Raw genomic sequence first — 16,976 nt, 5'->3', positions numbered from 1 at the left:
CTGACGTCACGTTACGTTTACGTTAACGTCATCTGATCTTGTATGGTCGTCGGTGACTCATCACCTTCTGATCAATCAAACCCTCTGACCGTTAACCGGACACTTGATATGTCGACTGATGAAATGATGACTATCCGCGAGATGTGCGAGGCCTTCGAGGTCACGCCGCGCACACTGCGGTTCTACGAGGCGAAGGAACTGATCTTTCCGCTGCGGGAAGGCCAGAAGCGCCTGTATTCCAAACGCGACCGCGCCCGCCTGAAACTGATCCTGCGGGGCAAGCGGTTCGGCTTCAGCCTCGAGGAGATCCGGCAACTGCTGGACCTTTATCACATGGGCGACAGCCAGCAGACCCAGCTGGAACGCACCTATGACCTTGCCCGCCAGCACCTTGCCGACATGGAGGCCCAGAAGGCCGAACTGGAACAGGCAATCGGCGAATTGAAAGAACAGATGGCCTGGGGCGAACGCGAAATCGCCCGCCGCCGGACATCCGGCGCCGCCTGAACGACGACCAACGGAGAGACAACCGATGCCCAGCTACACCGCACCGACGAAAGACTACCAGTTCCTGCTGCACGATCTTCTCAAGGTCAGCGAACAGGATATTCCGGGGTTCGAAGACCTTGACCGCGATTTCACCAGTGCCGTTCTGGAAGAGGCCGGCAAGGTCGCGTCCGAGGTGCTTGCCCCGCTGAACGCGGTCGGCGACACCGAAGGCTGCACCCTTGAAAACGGCGTGGTGCGCACGCCCACCGGCTTCAAGGACGCGTTCAAGGCAATGAAGGACGGCGGCTGGACCGCCATCGACTGCGACCCGGAATATGGCGGTCAGGGCCTTCCCTACGTTATCCATACCGCCGCGCAGGAACCCTTCGTGTCGGCCAACATGGCCTTCAACATGTATCAGGGCCTGACCCACGGCGCCTATTCCGCGATCTTCCATCACGGGACGGATGCGCAGAAACAGACCTATCTGCCGAAAATGGTGACCTGCGAATGGACCGGCACCATGAACCTGACCGAACCGCATTGCGGCACCGATCTGGGTCTGATGCGCACCAAGGCCGAACCGCAGGGCGACGGCACCTACCACGTGACCGGGCAGAAGATTTTCATCTCGGCCGGTGAACACGACATGGCCGACAACATCATCCACCTTGTCCTTGCGAAGATTCCCGGCGGCCCCGAGGGGATCAAGGGCGTGTCCCTGTTCATCGTGCCGAAGTTCCTTGTGAACGAGGACGGCAGCCTTGGTGATCGCAACGGCGTGTCCGTCGGCAAGATCGAAGAGAAGATGGGCATCCACGGCAACGCGACCTGCGTCATGAACTATGACGGCGCTGTGGGCTATCTTCTGGGCGAAGAACACAAGGGCATGCGCGCCATGTTCACGATGATGAACGAAGCGCGCCTTGGCGTGGCCCTTCAGGGCTATGCACAGGCCGAAGCTGCCTATCAGAATGCGCTGGCCTATGCGAAGGACCGGCTTCAGGGCCGCGACGTCACCGGCGTGAAAAACCCCGATGGCCCCGCCGACCCGCTGATCGTGCACCCGGATATCCGCCGCAGCCTGATGGATCAGAAAAGCTTTGTCGAAGGGGCCCGGGCGCTGACCTTCTGGGGCGCAATGCTGATCGACCGGGCGCATAAGAACAAGGATGCCGAGGCCGATGGTCTGATTTCGCTGCTGACCCCGGTGCTGAAAGGGTTCCAGACCGACAAAGGGTTCGAGATGGCCATTCAGGCGCAGCAGGTCTATGGCGGCCACGGCTATATCGAAGAATGGGGCATGTCCCAGTTCGCCCGCGATGCGCGGATCGCCATGATCTACGAAGGTGCGAACGGCATTCAGGCGCTGGACCTTGTCGGTCGCAAACTGGCCCAGGATGGCGGCAAGCACGTCATGGCCTTCTTCGAGATGGTCAAGAACGAATGCAAGGCCCATGCGGATGATCCGCGCATGACGGACTTCGTCGAGCCGCTGAAGGCCGCATCGAAGCAATTGCAGCAGGCCGGCATGTTCTTCATGCAGAACGGCGTGAAAAACCCGAACGAAGCGCTGTCCGGGTCCTATGATTTCATGCACATGATGGGCCATGTCTGCCTTGGGCTGATGTGGACCCGTATGGCCAAGGCCGCCCATGACGCGCTGGACGCGGGCGCAGAGGACGTAACGTTCTACGAGACCAAGATCGCCACCGGGCGCTACTACATGGCCCGCCAACTGCCCGCCTGCGCCATGCATCTGGCCAAGATCGAAAGCGGCGCGGAAACGGTCATGGCCCTGAGCGCCGACCAGTTCTAGGCTGGCCCGGACGGGGGCGCATCCGCGCCCCTGCCCACCCCGGAGGAGGACAAGATGCCCAAACGCTTTCGCCTGACCCGCCGGTTCCCGGTCGCCATGACCGAGGACGGCTATCGCCGATTAAAGCGGTTCGCCGCCGAGGCCGGACTGGACGAGGGCGAGGCGCTGTCCTTCCTGTTCGAGAACTTCGACAGTGTCATCGACGCGGAGAAATTCGTGACGCGGTTGCGGATTTTCAATTCTGATCTGGAGGCACGAAAGCGATGAAACTCTACTGCTTCGGCGAAAGCGGCAATGCCTATAAGGCGGCGCTGACCCTTGAACTGGCGGGCGAAGACTGGGCCCCGGAATTCGTGGATTTCTTCCACGGCGCCACCCGCAGCCCCGAATTTCGGGCAATCAACGTCATGGGCGAGGTTCCGGTGCTGGTCGATGGTGACGCGGTCCTGACCCAATCGGGGGTCATTCAGGACTACATCAGCTCCAAGACCGGCAAGCTGGGTGGCAAATCGGCCGCCGAACGGCGCGAGGTTCTGCGCTGGATGTTCTTTGACAATCACAAGGTGTCGGGCGTTGCGGGCACGTTGCGGTTCAACATGAACTTCCTGCCCGAAGACAAGCGCAACACCGATGTGAACGGGTTCCTGTCGATGCGGCTGCATTCGGCCCTGAAGGTGCTGGACGCCCATCTGGACGGGCGCGACTGGGTCGCCTCCGATGACGTGACCATCGCCGATCTCGCGCTGTGCGGATACCTGTTCTACCCCGAAGCCTTCACATTCGACCGGGTGCAATACCCGGCAATCGACGCATGGCTGGGCCGGATCGAAGCCCTGCCCGGCTGGAAACACCCCTACGACCTGATGACCCGCGCCTTTCCCGGCGCGTGATGGAGGATACGATGTCTGAAGCCTATATCTATGACGCCGTGCGCACCCCGCGTGGCAAGGGACGCGCCGATGGCAGCCTGCACGAGGTGACCTCGCTGCGGCTGTCGGCCGGTGTGCTGAACGCCCTGAAAGACCGCAACGGGCTGGAGGGCCACGCGGTTGAAGACGTGATCTGGGGCAACGTGACCCAGGTCGGCGAACAGGGCGGCTGTCTGGCGCGCTCCGCCGTTCTGGCCTCGGACCTTGATCAGTCGATCCCCGGCCTTGCGATCAACCGCTTCTGCGCCTCTGGCATGGAGGCGGTGAACCTTGCCGCCAACCAGGTCAAGGGTGGCGCAGGCGAGGCCTATATCGCGGGCGGCGTGGAAATGATGGGCCGGGTGGCCATGGGCAGCGACGGCGCCGCGATTGCCGTGGACCCGTCGATCGCGATGGAAACCTATTTCGTACCGCAGGGCATTTCGGCCGACATCATCGCCACCGAATACGGGTTCTCCCGCGATGACGCCGACGCGCTGGCGGTCGAAAGCCAGAAACGCGCCGCCGCCGCATGGGCCGACCGCCGGTTCGACAAATCCATCGTCCCGGTGCGTGACATCAATGGCCTGACCATTCTGGACCACGACGAATACATGCGCCCCAGCACCGACATGCAAAGCCTTGGCGCACTGAAGGCCAGCTTCAAGGACATGGGCGAGGTGATGCCCGGTTTCGACAAGGTCGCGCTGATGAAATACCCGCACCTTGAGCGGATCAACCACATCCACCACGCCGGCAATTCCAGCGGGATCGTGGACGGCTCTGCCGGGGTGCTGATCGGCAACAAGGAATTCGGCGAGAAATGGGGCTTGAAACCCCGCGCCCGCATCCGCGCCACCGCCAAGATCGGCACCGACCCAACCATCATGCTGACCGGTCCGGTTCCGGTGACCGAGAAGATCCTCGCCGACAGCGGCATGTCGATTTCCGATATCGACCTGTTCGAGGTGAATGAGGCCTTCGCCTCGGTCGTTTTGCGCTTCATGCAGGCCTTCGATGTCGACCCGTCGGTCGTGAACGTCAACGGCGGCTCCATCGCCATGGGCCACCCGCTGGGCGCCACCGGGGCGATCATCATCGGCACCCTGCTGGACGAACTGGAACGCACCGGCAAGGGCACCGGCCTTGCCACCCTCTGCATCGCGTCCGGCATGGGCGCGGCCACTATCATCGAACGGGTCTAGAATGATCCTCCGAAGAGATAGCGTGCCTGAAACTGTCAGCAAGGCCAGCTACCCCGCCCCCTACACCCTGAAGGCGGGACGGATGTCTTGGCGCGCGCTTGGTGACGCTGGCGGACTCACACAATTTGGCATCTCGTTGGAAACGCTCAACCCGGGCGAGCAAAGCTCGCAAATGCATTGGGAAGATCGCGAGGACGAATTCCTCTATATGCTTGAGGGCGCAGTGACCGTGGTCGAGGATGGGGTCGAAACTATCATCGGGCCGGGCGACGCCTGTGCGTGGAAGGCCGGGACCAAGATCGCGCACATGCTTCGCAACGACTCCGACGCGCCAGCGATCTACCTGATCATGGGTACACGTGACCCGCAGAATACTTGCACCTACCCGGGCCTCGACCTGCTGGCTACGCCGACAGGATTCACGCACCTGGATGGAACCCCCTACCCCACGAAGGGAGAAAAAGAATGACCGATTTCACAATGGCAACCGACGCCGATGGCGTCGCCACGATCACATGGGACACCAAGGGCAAATCCATGAACGTCATGACGCTTGAGGCGTGGGACGATCTGGAGGCGCTGATTGATCAGGCACTGGCCGACGATGCGATCAAGGGCGTGATCCTGACCAGCGGCAAGCCCGGCAGCTTTGCCGGCGGGATGGACCTGAAGGTCATCGCCAAGATGAAGGAAATGGCCGGAGACGACCCGGCGCAGGGCCTGTTCGACGGGATCATGAATGCCCACCGCATCATGCGCAAAATCGAACGCGCCGGGATGGACCCGAAGACCCTGAAGGGCGGCAAGCCCATCGTCGCTGCCCTGCCCGGCACGGCGCTGGGGATCGGGCTGGAAATTCCGCTGTCGTGCCACCGGATCATCGCCGCGGACAACCCCAAGGCCAAGATCGGCCTGCCCGAAATCATGGTCGGCATCTTCCCCGGCGCGGGCGGCACCACCCGCCTGTCGCGAAAGATGGGCGCAATGGCAGCATCGCCACTGCTGCTGGAGGGCAAGCTGAATTCGCCCGAGGCCGCGAAACGCGCGGGCGTCGTGGATGAGGTTGTTGCACCCGTGAATCTGCTTCCACGGGCAAAACAGTGGGTTCTAGCGACCGCCGGTGAAATTCCAAACGGGAAGGTCGAAGTCTATCCTCGCACGCTTTCCGATCCGAGCGATCCCGAGTCTGACCCTGTCATGATGCCAATGGGCAGTGATTCCATCGTCAAGCCGTGGGACCAGAAGGGCTACAAGATGCCCGGCGGCGCGCCGTATCACCCGGCGGGATTCATGACCTTTGTCGGCGCATCGGCCATGGTCAACGGCAAGACCCAAGGGGTCTACCCGGCGGCCAAGGCGCTGTTGTCGGCGGTTTATGAAGGGGCGATGGTGCCCTTCGACACCGCCCTGAAGATCGAAGCACGCTGGTTCACCCATGTGCTGATGAACCCGTCCTCCTCTGCCATGATCCGTAGCCTGTTCGTGAACAAGGAAGCGCTGGAAAAAGGGGCCAACCGCCCTGCCGTGGACGACCAGAAGGTCACCAAGGTCGGTGTTCTGGGCGCAGGCATGATGGGCGCGGGCATCGCGCTTGTCTCGGCGCTGGCCGGGATCGAAGTGGTGCTGATCGATCAGGCGCAGGCCTCTGCCGACAAGGGCAAGGCCTATACCGAGGCCTATCTGGACAAGGGTATCGCCCGGAAAAAGGTGACGGCGGAGAAGAAGGATGCCGTGCTGGGCCTGATCACCGCCACCACCGACCTTGAGGCGCTGAAAGGCGCCGACCTGATCGTCGAGGCCGTGTTCGAAGACCCCGCCGTCAAGGCCGAGATCACCAAGAAGGTCGAGGCGATCGTTGGCGAAGACTGCATTTTCGCCACCAATACCTCGACCCTGCCGATCAGCGATCTGGCCAAGGCCAGCGTCCGGCCGGAACAGTTCATCGGCATCCACTTCTTCAGCCCCGTTGAAAAGATGATGCTGGTCGAGATCATCAAGGGCCGCGAAACCGGCGAGCGGGCGGTGGCCAAGGCGCTGGACTACGTCCGCCAGATCCGCAAGACGCCTATCGTGGTGAACGACGCGCGGTTCTTCTATGCCAACCGCTGCATCATTCCCTACATCAACGAAGGCATCCGCATGGTCGCCGAAGGGGTCGCCCCCGCGCTGATCGAAAACGCGGCCAAGATGGTTGGGATGCCGCTGGGGCCGCTGCAACTGGTCGATGAAACCTCGATCGACCTTGGCGTGAAGATCGCCAAGGCGACGAAGGCCGCGATGGGCGATGCCTATCCGGACGGGGCGGTGGACGAGGTGATTTTCTGGATGGCCGACGAGGGCCGTCTGGGGCGGAAATCCAGCGCGGGCTTCTACAGCTATGACGACAAGGGCAAGCGCACCGGCCTTTGGGACGGTCTGGCCGCGAAATACCCCGTGGCCGATGACCAGCCGGACCTGATCGAGGTGCAGGAGCGTTTGCTGTTCGCACAGGTGCTCGAGGCCGTGCGGGCGCTGGAAGAGGGCGTGTTGGAAGACATCCGCGAAGGCGATGTCGGCGCGATCCTTGGTTGGGGCTTTGCCCCGTGGTCGGGCGGCCCGTTCAGCTGGCTGGACATCATCGGCGCACCCTATGCGGCCGAACGCTGCGACCAACTGGCCGAAAAGTTCGGTCCCCGCTTTGCCACGCCCGCGCTGTTGCGCAACATGGCCGACGAGGGCGAGGAGTTTTACGCCCGGTTCGGTGCAGGCAAGCAAGCGGCCTGAGCGTCCTGAAACAAGAAAGGGCGGCACCCGCAAGGTGCCGCCCTTTTCATTTCTGCTATCTACGTCGGGCTACATATTTCCCGGCACCACAAGGTCCGGCGGCCGGTGCCCATCGTCGAAGGTCTTGATATTGATCAGAACCTTCTCACCCATCTCAAGCCGCCCCTCGACCGTGGCCGACCCCATATGCGGCAACAGGACCACGTTAGGCAGTTCCCGAAGGCGCGGATTGATCTCGGCCCCGCGTTCGAACACATCCAGCCCCGCGCCCGCGATCTCGCCCGTGCGCAGCATCCGGGTCAGGGCGTTTTCGTCGATCACCTCCCCGCGCGAGGTGTTCACGATCACCGCGTCGGGCTTCATCAGCTTAAGCCGCCGGGCGTTCATCAGGTGGAAGGTTGCCGGCGTATGCGGGCAGTTGATCGAAATGATGTCCATCCGCGACACCATCTGATCAAGGCTTTCCCACCATGTGGCTTCCAGCGCCTCTTCGATCTCGGGGCGCAGGCGGCGGCGGTTGTGGTAGTGGACCGACATGCCAAAGGCGCGGGCGCGGCGGGCCACTGCCTGACCGATCCGGCCCATCCCAAGGATGCCCAGACGCCGCCCTGCGATCCGCCCGCCCAGCATGGCGGTCGGCGACCAGCCTTCCCAGTCACCCGATTGCATGAGGGCCAGCCCTTCGGGAATGCGCCGCGTGACGGCAAGGATCAGCGCAAGGGTCATATCGGCAGTGTCGTCGGTGACTACACCGGGGGTGTTGGACACAAGGATGCCCCGCTGCCGCGCCGTATGCACGTCGATATGGTCAATCCCCGACCCATAGTTCGCGATCAGCTTGAGCCGGTCGCCCGCCTGCCCCAACAGGCCCGCGTCGATCCTGTCCGTCACCGTCGGAACCAGCACGTCAGCCGATTGCATCGCCGCAACAAGAGCATCACGCGACATCGGCGTGTCGTCCTCGCTCAGCCGCACGTCGAACAGTTCCTTCATGCGGGTCTCGACCGTCTCCGGCAACCGTCGCGTGACAACAACACTCAGGCGCTTCCCAGCCATTTCGCCTCACTCCCGCTTTGCAAGTCCTGCCTTCGGTGGCAGATTGCCTGCCAAGAACGCCCGGCACAAGAGCAGGCCGCACATCACGGGCGCATCAGACAGGACCTAGGGTGATATGACGCAGATTCGGGGCAAGTTCCGGCGCCTTTCCCGCGTGTTGGCGGTCAGTCTTGGGCTGTGCGCCCTGCTGACCCATGCGCAGGCACAGGACATCGACCTGCCGGCGAACGCTGTGATTGCCCCCGATGGCACCGCACGGGGACCGGAAACCAACCTGCCGCTGCCCCGGTTTGTATCTCTGAAAGCGTCGGAGGCGAACATCCGCCGGGGCCCGTCCCTGTCGCACCGGATCGACTGGATTTTCACCCGGCGCGACATGCCGCTGCAGATTGTCGCCGAATACGGCCACTGGCGCCGCGTGATCGACCGCGAGGGGATCGGCGGTTGGGTGCATTATTCGCTTCTGTCCGGGGTCCGCACGGTGATCGTGGATCAGGACCTGCTCCCGATCCTGAGCCGCGCCGAATCCGGCGCTCCCATCGTCGCACAGCTGGAGGCCGGGGTGATTGCCCGGATCGACGAATGCACCATCGACTGGTGCGACATCAGCGCAGGCGGCTATGATGGCTGGGCCCCGAAAACCGCGCTGTGGGGCGTCGCGGCCGACGAAATTCTTGACTGATCCGGAACCGGAATGAGCACCCCAGACGAAAACCGACTGAACCTGTCCGCCGGGGCGTTTTCCGTCACCGTGGCACTGGCGCTGGTGATCGCAAAGATCTGGGCGCTGCGCGAAACCGGGTCGCTGTCGGTGGCGGCGACGCTGGCGGACAGTGCCCTTGACCTGATGATGAGCCTTGGCGGGCTGGCGGCGATCATCTACGCGGCCAAGCCCGCGGACGATGACCACACGTTCGGCCATACCTCGGCAGAAGATCTGGCCGCGCTGGCGCAATCCCTGTTCATCCTCGGGTCGGCCGGGGTGATCGCCGCGGTGGCCGTCAGCCGACTACTGGCCGGGGACGTCCCCCTGCCCCGGCAAGAGGAGAAGGGCATCGCAGTGGTCGTCTTTTCGATCGTTGTGACGCTGGCGCTGGTCGCCTGGCAGCGCCGGGTGGCACGGACGACCGGGAACAAGGTCGTGGCCGCCGATAGTCTGCATTACATCGGCGACCTTGTGCCCAATGTCGGTGCCATCGTGGCGCTGTTCGCCTCGGCCCGGTTCGGGCTGGGGCAGGTGGACAGCGTCGTGGCGCTTGGGGCCGCGCTGTTTCTGGCGGTGGGCGCCCTGCGGATCGGGAAAGAGGCATGGGACGCGCTGATGGACCGCGCCGCGCCGCCCGAGATCATCACCGGGATCGAGAAGATCGCCGCCGATTTCCCCGGCGTGCACGGGTTTCACGACCTCAAGACCCGCCGCGCGGGCAGCCGGTTCTTCGTGAACATGCATATTGAATTGGACGGCGCGCAGAGCCTGACCGAGGCCCATGCCATCGGTGCCGCGCTGCGCCGCGCCATCGTGGCCGAATACCCGCAGGCCGATGTCCTGATCCACAAGGATCCCGTCGGCGTGGAACCCCACCCCGACGATCCCCGGCACCGGCAATAGATCCGGCCCTCAGGCCACGTCCAGCAGCCCCCGACCCTTCAGCAGCGGCTCCACCCCCGGCATCCGCCCCCGGAACCGGGTGTAGAGCTCTGCCGCGTCCTCGGACCCGCCGACAGACAGGATGTTCGCCTCCAGACTTTGGGCAAGACCCGCGTCAAAGGCGTTGCCAACCTCTTCGAAGGCGGCAAAGGCATCGGCATCCATCACTTCCGACCACATATAGCTGTAGTAGCCACTGGAGTAGCCGTCGCCGGTGAACACATGGGCGAAATGCGGGGTGGCGTGGCGCATCCGTATGGCGCGGGGCATCCCGATCATTTCCAGAACTTCGGCCTGTTTCTGCATCGGATCGGCAGGCGCGGGGCCGTTGTGAAACGCGAGATCGACAAGGGCCGAGGCGAGGTATTCGACCGTCTGGAACCCCATGTCATAGGTCGTGGCGGCCAGCAGCCGGTCCAGCAGATCGCGGGGCATCGCCGCGCCCGTTTCGGCGTGGGTCGCGAACTCTTCCAGCACCTCCGGCACCTCCAGCCAATGTTCATATAGCTGGCTGGGCAATTCCACGAAATCGCGCGCGACCGAGGTGCCGCTGACCGATTGGTAGGTCACGTTCGACAGCATCTGGTGCAGCGCATGGCCGAATTCGTGGAACAGGGTGCGGGCATCGTCATAGGACAAAAGCGCCGGGTCACCCGCTGGGGGTTTGGCAAAGTTGCAGACGTTCACGACGATGGGCCGGATATCGCCCGCCAACCGCTGTTGCGACCGCATCGCGCTGCACCATGCGCCCGACCGTTTCGATCCGCGCGCGAAATAGTCCCCGATGAATAGCGCCACATGGGTGCCGTTGCGGCTGACCTCCCAGGCGCGGGCGTCGGGGTGGTAGTGGGGCACATCGACCGGCGAAAACTCCAGCCCGAACAGGCGGTTGGCACAGGAAAAGGCCGCGTCGATCATCCGATCCAGTTGCAGGTAGGGTTTGATCTCGGCCTCGTTCAGGTCATGTTCGGCCACCCGCCGCTTTTCGGAATAATAGTGCCAGTCCCAGGGCTCCAGCGGGCCTGCGATACCGTCGGCGTGCAGCATCGCCTCGAGCACCTTGGCGTCCGCCTCTGCCGCCGCTTTTGCCGGGGTCCAGACCCGCATCAGCAGGTCTTCAACCGCCTCGGGCGTGCCCGCCATTTCCGGTTCCAGCTTGTAGGCGGCGAAACTGTCGTAACCCAAAAGGCGGGCCCGTTCCTCGCGCAGGGACAGGATTTCGGCGGCGATGGCGCGGTTGTCGGTGGCACCGCCCATAGCGCCCCGCGCGGTCCACGCCTCGTAGGCGCGGCGGCGCAGATCGCGGTTGGGGGAAAACTGCAGGAACGGCACGATAAGCGAGCGCGAGGTGGTCACAACCGGACCCTTGCCCTGGTCCGTGCCCGCCGCGCGGGCGGCCTGCTGGACAAAGCCGGGCAGCGGGGCAAGGTCGTCCTCTGACAGCTCCATGAACCAGCCGCGTTCATCCGCCAGAAGGTTCTGGCCGAATTGCGTGCCCAGTTCTGCCAACCGCCCTTTAATCGCGGTCAGCCGCTCTGCCTCTGCCCCTTCCAACAGGGCTCCGGACCGGACAAAGCTGCGCCGGGTCAGCATGAGAACCCGGGCCTGTTCCGGGGTCAGGTCCAGCGTATCCCGATCCTGCCACAGGGTTTCGATCCGGGCGAAGAGATCGCGGTTCGACGCGATCTCGGACGAATAGGCGGACAGTTTCGGGGCGAAGTCGCGCATCAGCGCCTCGCGCGCGTCGTTCGAATCCGCGCCCGCCTGCGCGTAGAAGGCCCCCAGCACCCGGTCCAGCATCCCGTCGGCAAGGTCAAGCGCCTCGACCGTGTTGGCGAAGCTGGGCGCGTCCGGATTGGCGGTGATGGCGGCGATCTTCTTGCGCGCTTCGGCCAGCGCGATATCCAGCGCCGGGGCGTAATCGGCATCAGTGATCCGGTCGAACGGGGGGAAGCCGAAGGGGGTGTCCCAGTCGGCGACAAGCGGGTTGGTCATGCGCGGGTCTCCTTTCCCTGAAACCTAGGGAGCCGCGCGCCAAAGAACCAGCCCTAGCCCGCCTTCTGGCGCAGATGTTTTTCCAGCCGCCGCAGGGCCAGCGACAGGCAGATCGTCATCATCAGGTAGATCAGCGCCACGACGTTATAGGTTTCGAAATAGCGGAAATTGCCCGCCGCCGTGACCTTGCCCAGTTGCGTCACATCGGTGACCCCAAGGACCGACACAAGCGAACTGTCCTTGACCATGGCCACGAAGTCATTGCCAAGCGGCGGGAGGATGCGGCGGAAGGCCTGCGGGAAGACGATCAGCCGGAACCGGTGCCACGGGCCAAGGCCCAGCGCCTCTGCCGCTTCGATCTGGCCCTTTTCGATGGATTGCAGGCCGGCGCGGAACACCTCGGCGATAAAGGCGGAATAGCCGATGGTCAGGGCTATGATCGCCCGCCACATCAGGCTGAAATCACGCGGCCGGATCGGATCCAGCCCGATTGCGTCACGGACCCCGTTCCAGCCCGCGACCAGCATCGGCGCAAGGACAAAGGCCACATAGAGAAGAAGGACGATGATCGGCACGCCCCGCACGATTTCGATATAGAACCGGGCGACCTGCCGCAGCACGAGGAACCGCGACAGCGACATGACCGCCAGCATCAGGCCCAGCGCCGAGGCCAGCGTGAAGCCGACCAGCGTCACGAAGATCGTGACCCGCACCCCCTTGCCCAGAGTTTGCAGAACCTGCGTGTAGACATCATCGGTCAGAACCTGCCACAGCATCCAGCCGCCAATGGCCACGGCCACCAGCAACCACCATGGAAAATCCTTGTCCTGCGGGGATTGGGGGATCATGCGGAATAGAGGGCGGACCGTGGCCCGCCCCGTCTGGCCCTACTGGCCCAGCTTGTATTCAAGGAACCACTTGACGTTGAGCGCCTCAAGCGTGCCATCCTCGGCCATCGAGGCGATGGCGGCGTTCATCGGTTCGACCAGATCAGAGCCTTTCGGGAAGATGAACCCGAAATCCTCGGTCCCAAGCGGCCCGCCGATGATTTTCAGCCCGCCGTCCGAGGCATCGACATAGCCGTTCCCGGCGGTGCCATCGGTCAGGACAAGGTCTACGTCGCCCGCACGCAGGGCCTGCACGGTCGCGCCGAAGGTTTCCATCAGCTTGATGCGCGGGTTGGCCTCGTCCCCGTCCAGCACGTCATAGACGCCGACGTAGAAGGGCGTGGTGCCCGGCTGGGCGGCCATCAGCAGATCGGGGTCGGCGGCAAAGGATGCGGCATCGGTGAACCGGTCCTCGTCGCCGCGCACCATCATGACCATCTGGCTGGTCATATAGCTGTCCGAGAAATCCACCACCTCGGCCCGGTCTTCACGGATGGTGATCCCGGTCATGCCCATGTCGTATTGGCCTTCGGACACGGCGGGGATCATCGCGTCCCAACTGATGTTTTCATAGGTGACGGTGATGTTCAGACGCTCGGCGATTTCGGCCATGGCGTCGTATTCCCAGCCGATGGCGTTCCCGTCGGCATCAAGGAACTGAAGCGGCGGATAGGCGTTTTCGGTCACAACAACCACTTCACGTCCGCCAAGATCGGGCAGGTGTCCGGCGGCAGAGCCGACAGTGGCAAGGCAGGCGAGGCCCGCAGCAAGGGCAGCAATGGATTTCATGGAACAGACTCCCTGTTGGTTTTGCGGGGAGTATGGCGCAGGCCACGCGAAAAGAAAGCCCCCCGCGCGGGGAGTTTCGGGGGCCGGCGAACCGGCCCCCGATCACGCGGTCATTCGGCCGCGTCGAGGTAGTCTTCCAGCGGCGGACAGGTGCAGACAAGGTTCCGGTCGCCATAGACGTTGTCCACCCGGTTGACCGGGGACCAGTATTTGTCCACGCGGAACGACCCTGCCGGGAAACAGCCGGTCTTGCGGTCGTAGGGACGGTCCCATTCGCTCACCAGATCTTCGACGGTGTGGGGCGCGTTGCACAGCGGATTATTGTCCTGCGGCCATTCGCCGTTTTCGACCCGTTCGATCTCGGACCGGATGTCCAGCATCGCCGCGATGAAGCGGTCCAGCTCGGCCTTGGTCTCGGATTCGGTCGGTTCGACCATCAGCGTGCCCGCCACCGGCCAGCTCATCGTCGGGGCGTGGAACCCGTTGTCGACCAGACGCTTGGCGATGTCGTCCACAGTGACATGGGCGCTGTCGGCAAAGGGGCGCGTGTCAAGGATGCATTCATGGGCCACCCGGCCCTGTTTGCCCTTGAACAGCACGTCATAGGCGCCTTCCAGCCGCTTGGCGATGTAGTTGGCGTTCAGGATCGCCACCTTCGTCGCTTGCGTCAGCCCCTGCCCGCCCATCATCAGCACATAGGCCCAGGAAATCAGCAGGATCGACGCCGAGCCCCACGGCGCGGCGCTGACCGGGCCGGTCTGACCGCCGGTTTCCGGGTGGCCCGGCAGGTAGGGCGCAAGATGCGCCTTGACCCCAATCGGTCCCATGCCGGGGCCGCCGCCGCCATGCGGAATGGCAAAGGTCTTGTGCAGGTTCAGGTGGGACACGTCGCCGCCGATCTCACCGGGTTTGGCAAGGCCAACCATGGCGTTCAAGTTCGCCCCGTCGATATAGACCTGTCCGCCGTGCGCATGGGTGATCTCGCAGACCGCGCGCACGGTGTCTTCGAACACGCCGTGGGTCGAAGGGTAGGTAATCATGCAGGCGGCCAGACGGTCGCCCGCCGCTTCGGCCTTGGCAGCGAAATCATCAAGGTCAATGTCGCCGTTGTCGGCAGACTTGACCACGACGACCTCCATCCCGCACATCTGGGCGCTGGCGGGGTTGGTGCCATGGGCCGACACCGGGATCAGGCAGATCTTGCGCTGATCGTCGCCATTGGCCGCGTGATAGGCCATGATCGTCAGAAGACCCGCATATTCGCCCTGTGCGCCCGAATTGGGCTGCATCGACATGGCGTCATAGCCGGTCGCGACACAAAGCTTGTCCGACAGATCCGCGATCATCTGCTGGTAGCCTTCGGCCTGATCCAGCGGCACGAAGGGATGCATGAAGGCAAACTCGGGCCATGTGATCGGCATCATCTCGACCGCGGCGTTCAGCTTCATGGTGCAAGACCCCAGTGGGATCATCGCCCGATCCAGAGCCAGGTCACGATCCGACAGTCGGCGCATGTAGCGCATCATCTCGGTCTCGGCCCGGTTCATGTGGAAGATCGGGTGGGTCAGGTAATCCGACGCGCGCTGAAGCTCTTCCGGGATCCGGTATTCGTGGACAAGGTTGTCATCCTTGGCGCCGATTCCGAAGGCGCGCCAGACCGCTTCGATGGTGCTGCGGCGGGTGCGCTCATCAAGGCTGATCCCGACCTTGGTGGTGCCGACCTTGCGCAGGTTCACCCCATTTTCGACGGCCAGTTGCATGACCGCGCCCTGCAGCGGGCCAACCTCGACCGTGATGGTGTCGAAGAAATGATCGGGTTCGACAGTGAATCCGGCGGCTTCTAGACCGCGCACAAGGCGGACGGTCTTGCGGTGGACCCGCTGGGCAATCGCCTTGAGCCCCTTCGGCCCATGGAACACCGCATACATCGACGCCATGACCGCCAGCAGCGCCTGCGCGGTGCAGACGTTCGACGTCGCCTTTTCGCGGCGGATATGCTGTTCGCGGGTTTGCAGCGACAGGCGATAGGCCGGGTGGCCGTGGCTGTCGACCGACACGCCGACGATCCGGCCGGGCATGTTGCGCTTGTAGGCGTCCTTGCAGGCGAAATAGGCGGCGTGCGGGCCACCATAGCCAAGCGGCACGCCAAACCGCTGGGTCGATCCAACGGCGATATCGGCCCCCATCGCGCCCGGTTCTTTCAGCAGCGTCAGCGCCAGCGGGTCGGCAATGACGATGCCAATCGCCTTGGCCGCGTGCAGCTTTTCGATATGGGCGGTGAAATCGCGGACATGGCCGTAGGTGCCGGGATATTGGAACACCGCGCCAAAGACCGCCTCGGCATCCATCTCATCGGGGTTGCCGACAATCACTTCGATCCCCAGCGGCGCGGCGCGGGTCTTGATCACCTCGATGTTCTGCGGGTGGCAATCCTGATCGACGAAGAAGGCCTTGGCCTTCGATTTGGCAACGCGTTCGGCCATGGTCATGGCTTCCGCCGCCGCCGTTGCCTCGTCCAGAAGCGAGGCGTTCGCGATCTCAAGCCCGGTCAGGTCGGTGATCATGGTCTGGTAGTTCAGCAAGGCCTCGAGCCGGCCCTGCGAGATCTCGGGCTGATACGGGGTGTAGGCGGTGTACCAGGCCGGGTTTTCCAGGATATTGCGCTGGATCGCGGGCGGGGTGACGGTACCGTAGTACCCCTGCCCTATCAGGCTGGTCAGCACCTTGTTCTTCTTGGCCACCTGACCGAGGAAGTGCAGCAATTCGCCTTCGGACTTCGGTTTGCCGAAATCCAGCGGTTCGGCCTGTCGCAGGCTTTTCGGGATCGTCTGGTCGATCAGGTCATCCAGGCTATCAGCGCCGACGACCTTCAGCATCTCGGCCATTTCCTCGGGCGAGGGGCCGATATGGCGGCGGTTGGCAAAATCGTAGGGAAGGTAGTCGGTCGGGGTGAAAGGCATCTGCGTCTCCATGATCCCAAGGGAAAGGGGAGCGGGCGCGGGCATCGCTCCCCCCGTGTCGGTGCAACTGTTGGCGGGGCTGACCTAGGCGATGAACTCTTTGTAGGCGGCCTCGTCCATCAGGTCGTCCAGCGCCGACATGTCTTCGATCTTCATCTTGAAGAACCAGCCATCGCCGGTCGGGTCTTCGTTCACCAGCGCGGGGTTGTCGGCCAGTGCTTCGTTCACCTCGACGATCTCGCCGTCCAGCGGGGCAAGAATGTCCGACGCCGCCTTGACGGATTCGATCACCACGACCTCGTCATCCTTGGCAACGGTGGTCTCGGCCTCGGGCAGTTCGACAAAGACGATATCGCCCAGCTGCTCGCTGGCATGGTCGGAAATTCCGACGACGACCAGATCGCCCTCGACGCGGAGCCATTCGTGTTCTTCAGTGTATTTCATTGGACTACTCTCC

15 protein-coding genes are annotated in these 16,976 nt (G+C 63.5%); 9 read left to right on the top strand and 6 right to left on the bottom strand.

Translation table 11 applies throughout. The features are described from left to right. Positions 1-108: 108 nt before the first annotated feature. From EU803_RS13115 to EU803_RS13085, 7 genes are read left to right on the top strand one after another with little or no spacing between them, the layout of a single operon-like run. On the top strand, positions 109-507 hold the full coding sequence (locus tag EU803_RS13115; RefSeq protein ID WP_207209200.1) for a MerR family DNA-binding transcriptional regulator: 399 nt from the start codon (positions 109-111) through the stop codon (positions 505-507). Positions 508-532: 25 nt separating this feature from the next. Further along, positions 533-2,308 carry an acyl-CoA dehydrogenase C-terminal domain-containing protein gene (locus tag EU803_RS13110; RefSeq protein ID WP_129683515.1) on the top strand — a complete coding sequence of 592 codons (1,776 nt, stop codon included), beginning with the start codon at positions 533-535 and terminating at the stop codon, positions 2,306-2,308. A gap of 54 nt (positions 2,309-2,362) precedes the next feature. Beyond that, positions 2,363-2,575 (top strand): hypothetical protein, encoded by a 213-nt coding sequence (locus EU803_RS13105; protein WP_129683513.1) that lies wholly within the window; start codon positions 2,363-2,365, stop codon positions 2,573-2,575. Next, positions 2,572-3,198 carry a glutathione S-transferase family protein gene (locus tag EU803_RS13100; protein ID WP_129683511.1) on the top strand — a complete coding sequence of 209 codons (627 nt, stop codon included), beginning with the start codon at positions 2,572-2,574 and terminating at the stop codon, positions 3,196-3,198. The genes EU803_RS13105 and EU803_RS13100 overlap by 4 nt, the downstream gene beginning before the upstream one ends. An 11-nt stretch (positions 3,199-3,209) precedes the next feature. After that, entirely contained in the window at positions 3,210-4,421 is a 1,212-nt protein-coding gene (locus EU803_RS13095; protein ID WP_129683509.1) for an acetyl-CoA C-acetyltransferase, read from the top strand. A 22-nt stretch (positions 4,422-4,443) separates the two neighbouring features. Continuing rightward, positions 4,444-4,890, top strand: coding sequence for a cupin domain-containing protein (locus EU803_RS13090; RefSeq protein ID WP_242494363.1), 447 nt, complete (start codon positions 4,444-4,446; stop codon positions 4,888-4,890). Then, positions 4,887-7,184 carry a 3-hydroxyacyl-CoA dehydrogenase NAD-binding domain-containing protein gene (locus tag EU803_RS13085; protein ID WP_129683505.1) on the top strand — a complete coding sequence of 766 codons (2,298 nt, stop codon included), beginning with the start codon at positions 4,887-4,889 and terminating at the stop codon, positions 7,182-7,184. The genes EU803_RS13090 and EU803_RS13085 overlap by 4 nt, the downstream gene beginning before the upstream one ends. 69 nt (positions 7,185-7,253) lie before the next feature. Here EU803_RS13085 and EU803_RS13080 read toward each other — a convergent pair whose 3' ends face one another. Continuing rightward, the gene (locus tag EU803_RS13080; protein WP_129683503.1) at positions 7,254-8,240 is read right to left on the bottom strand and encodes a D-glycerate dehydrogenase; all 987 of its coding nucleotides are present in this window, start codon (positions 8,238-8,240) and stop codon (positions 7,254-7,256) included. A gap of 115 nt (positions 8,241-8,355) precedes the next feature. On the opposite strand from EU803_RS13080, the gene EU803_RS13075 reads away from it, so the two are divergent. Both EU803_RS13075 and EU803_RS13070 read left to right on the top strand, forming a co-directional pair. Next, a complete protein-coding gene (locus tag EU803_RS13075) occupies positions 8,356-8,922 on the top strand; it encodes an SH3 domain-containing protein (protein ID WP_129683501.1) in 567 nt (188 codons plus the stop codon). A gap of 12 nt (positions 8,923-8,934) precedes the next feature. Then, entirely contained in the window at positions 8,935-9,849 is a 915-nt protein-coding gene (locus EU803_RS13070; RefSeq protein ID WP_129683499.1) for a cation diffusion facilitator family transporter, read from the top strand. 9 nt (positions 9,850-9,858) lie between these two features. On the opposite strand, the gene EU803_RS13065 is transcribed toward EU803_RS13070, so the two are convergent. The 5 genes from EU803_RS13065 to gcvH form a co-directional block, all read right to left on the bottom strand. Then, complete coding sequence (locus EU803_RS13065; RefSeq protein ID WP_129683497.1) at positions 9,859-11,883, bottom strand: M3 family metallopeptidase; 2,025 nt, start codon at positions 11,881-11,883, stop codon at positions 9,859-9,861. Between the two features lie 53 nt (positions 11,884-11,936). Beyond that, a complete protein-coding gene (locus EU803_RS13060) occupies positions 11,937-12,731 on the bottom strand; it encodes an amino acid ABC transporter permease (protein ID WP_129683495.1) in 795 nt (264 codons plus the stop codon). 39 nt (positions 12,732-12,770) lie between these two features. Continuing rightward, positions 12,771-13,559: a transporter substrate-binding domain-containing protein gene (locus EU803_RS13055; protein WP_129683493.1), complete on the bottom strand. Its 789-nt coding sequence runs from the start codon at positions 13,557-13,559 to the stop codon at positions 12,771-12,773. Positions 13,560-13,669: 110 nt separating this feature from the next. Then, positions 13,670-16,519, bottom strand: a complete 2,850-nt coding sequence (gene gcvP, locus EU803_RS13050; protein WP_129683491.1) for an aminomethyl-transferring glycine dehydrogenase — start codon at positions 16,517-16,519, stop codon at positions 13,670-13,672. Positions 16,520-16,603: 84 nt separating this feature from the next. Further along, the gene (gene gcvH, locus EU803_RS13045; protein ID WP_129683489.1) at positions 16,604-16,963 is read right to left on the bottom strand and encodes a glycine cleavage system protein GcvH; all 360 of its coding nucleotides are present in this window, start codon (positions 16,961-16,963) and stop codon (positions 16,604-16,606) included. Positions 16,964-16,976: the final 13 nt, after the last annotated feature.

The sequence above is a fragment of the Loktanella sp. IMCC34160 genome (genome assembly GCF_004145845.1).
Classification (GTDB): domain Bacteria; phylum Pseudomonadota; class Alphaproteobacteria; order Rhodobacterales; family Rhodobacteraceae; genus SELP01.
Note: the sequence above shows the minus strand (reverse complement) of the source record. Positions and strands in the feature narration are given on the sequence as shown.

Excerpts from the sequence above, each read along its gene's own strand:
- EU803_RS13055 (WP_129683493.1), bottom strand. The coding sequence starts at position 13,559 with ATGAAATCCATTGCTGCCCTTGCTGCGGGCCTCGCCTGCCTTGCCACT.
- gcvP (WP_129683491.1), bottom strand. The coding sequence starts at position 16,519 with ATGCCTTTCACCCCGACCGACTACCTTCCCTACGATTTTGCCAACCGC.
- EU803_RS13110 (WP_129683515.1), top strand. The coding sequence starts at position 533 with ATGCCCAGCTACACCGCACCGACGAAAGACTACCAGTTCCTGCTGCAC.
- EU803_RS13075 (WP_129683501.1), top strand. The coding sequence starts at position 8,356 with ATGACGCAGATTCGGGGCAAGTTCCGGCGCCTTTCCCGCGTGTTGGCG.
- EU803_RS13060 (WP_129683495.1), bottom strand. The coding sequence starts at position 12,731 with ATGATCCCCCAATCCCCGCAGGACAAGGATTTTCCATGGTGGTTGCTG.
- EU803_RS13095 (WP_129683509.1), top strand. The coding sequence starts at position 3,210 with ATGTCTGAAGCCTATATCTATGACGCCGTGCGCACCCCGCGTGGCAAG.
- EU803_RS13080 (WP_129683503.1), bottom strand. The coding sequence starts at position 8,240 with ATGGCTGGGAAGCGCCTGAGTGTTGTTGTCACGCGACGGTTGCCGGAG.
- EU803_RS13065 (WP_129683497.1), bottom strand. The coding sequence starts at position 11,883 with ATGACCAACCCGCTTGTCGCCGACTGGGACACCCCCTTCGGCTTCCCC.
- EU803_RS13100 (WP_129683511.1), top strand. The coding sequence starts at position 2,572 with ATGAAACTCTACTGCTTCGGCGAAAGCGGCAATGCCTATAAGGCGGCG.
- EU803_RS13115 (WP_207209200.1), top strand. The coding sequence starts at position 109 with ATGTCGACTGATGAAATGATGACTATCCGCGAGATGTGCGAGGCCTTC.
- gcvH (WP_129683489.1), bottom strand. The coding sequence starts at position 16,963 with ATGAAATACACTGAAGAACACGAATGGCTCCGCGTCGAGGGCGATCTG.
- EU803_RS13105 (WP_129683513.1), top strand. The coding sequence starts at position 2,363 with ATGCCCAAACGCTTTCGCCTGACCCGCCGGTTCCCGGTCGCCATGACC.
- EU803_RS13070 (WP_129683499.1), top strand. The coding sequence starts at position 8,935 with ATGAGCACCCCAGACGAAAACCGACTGAACCTGTCCGCCGGGGCGTTT.
- EU803_RS13085 (WP_129683505.1), top strand. The coding sequence starts at position 4,887 with ATGACCGATTTCACAATGGCAACCGACGCCGATGGCGTCGCCACGATC.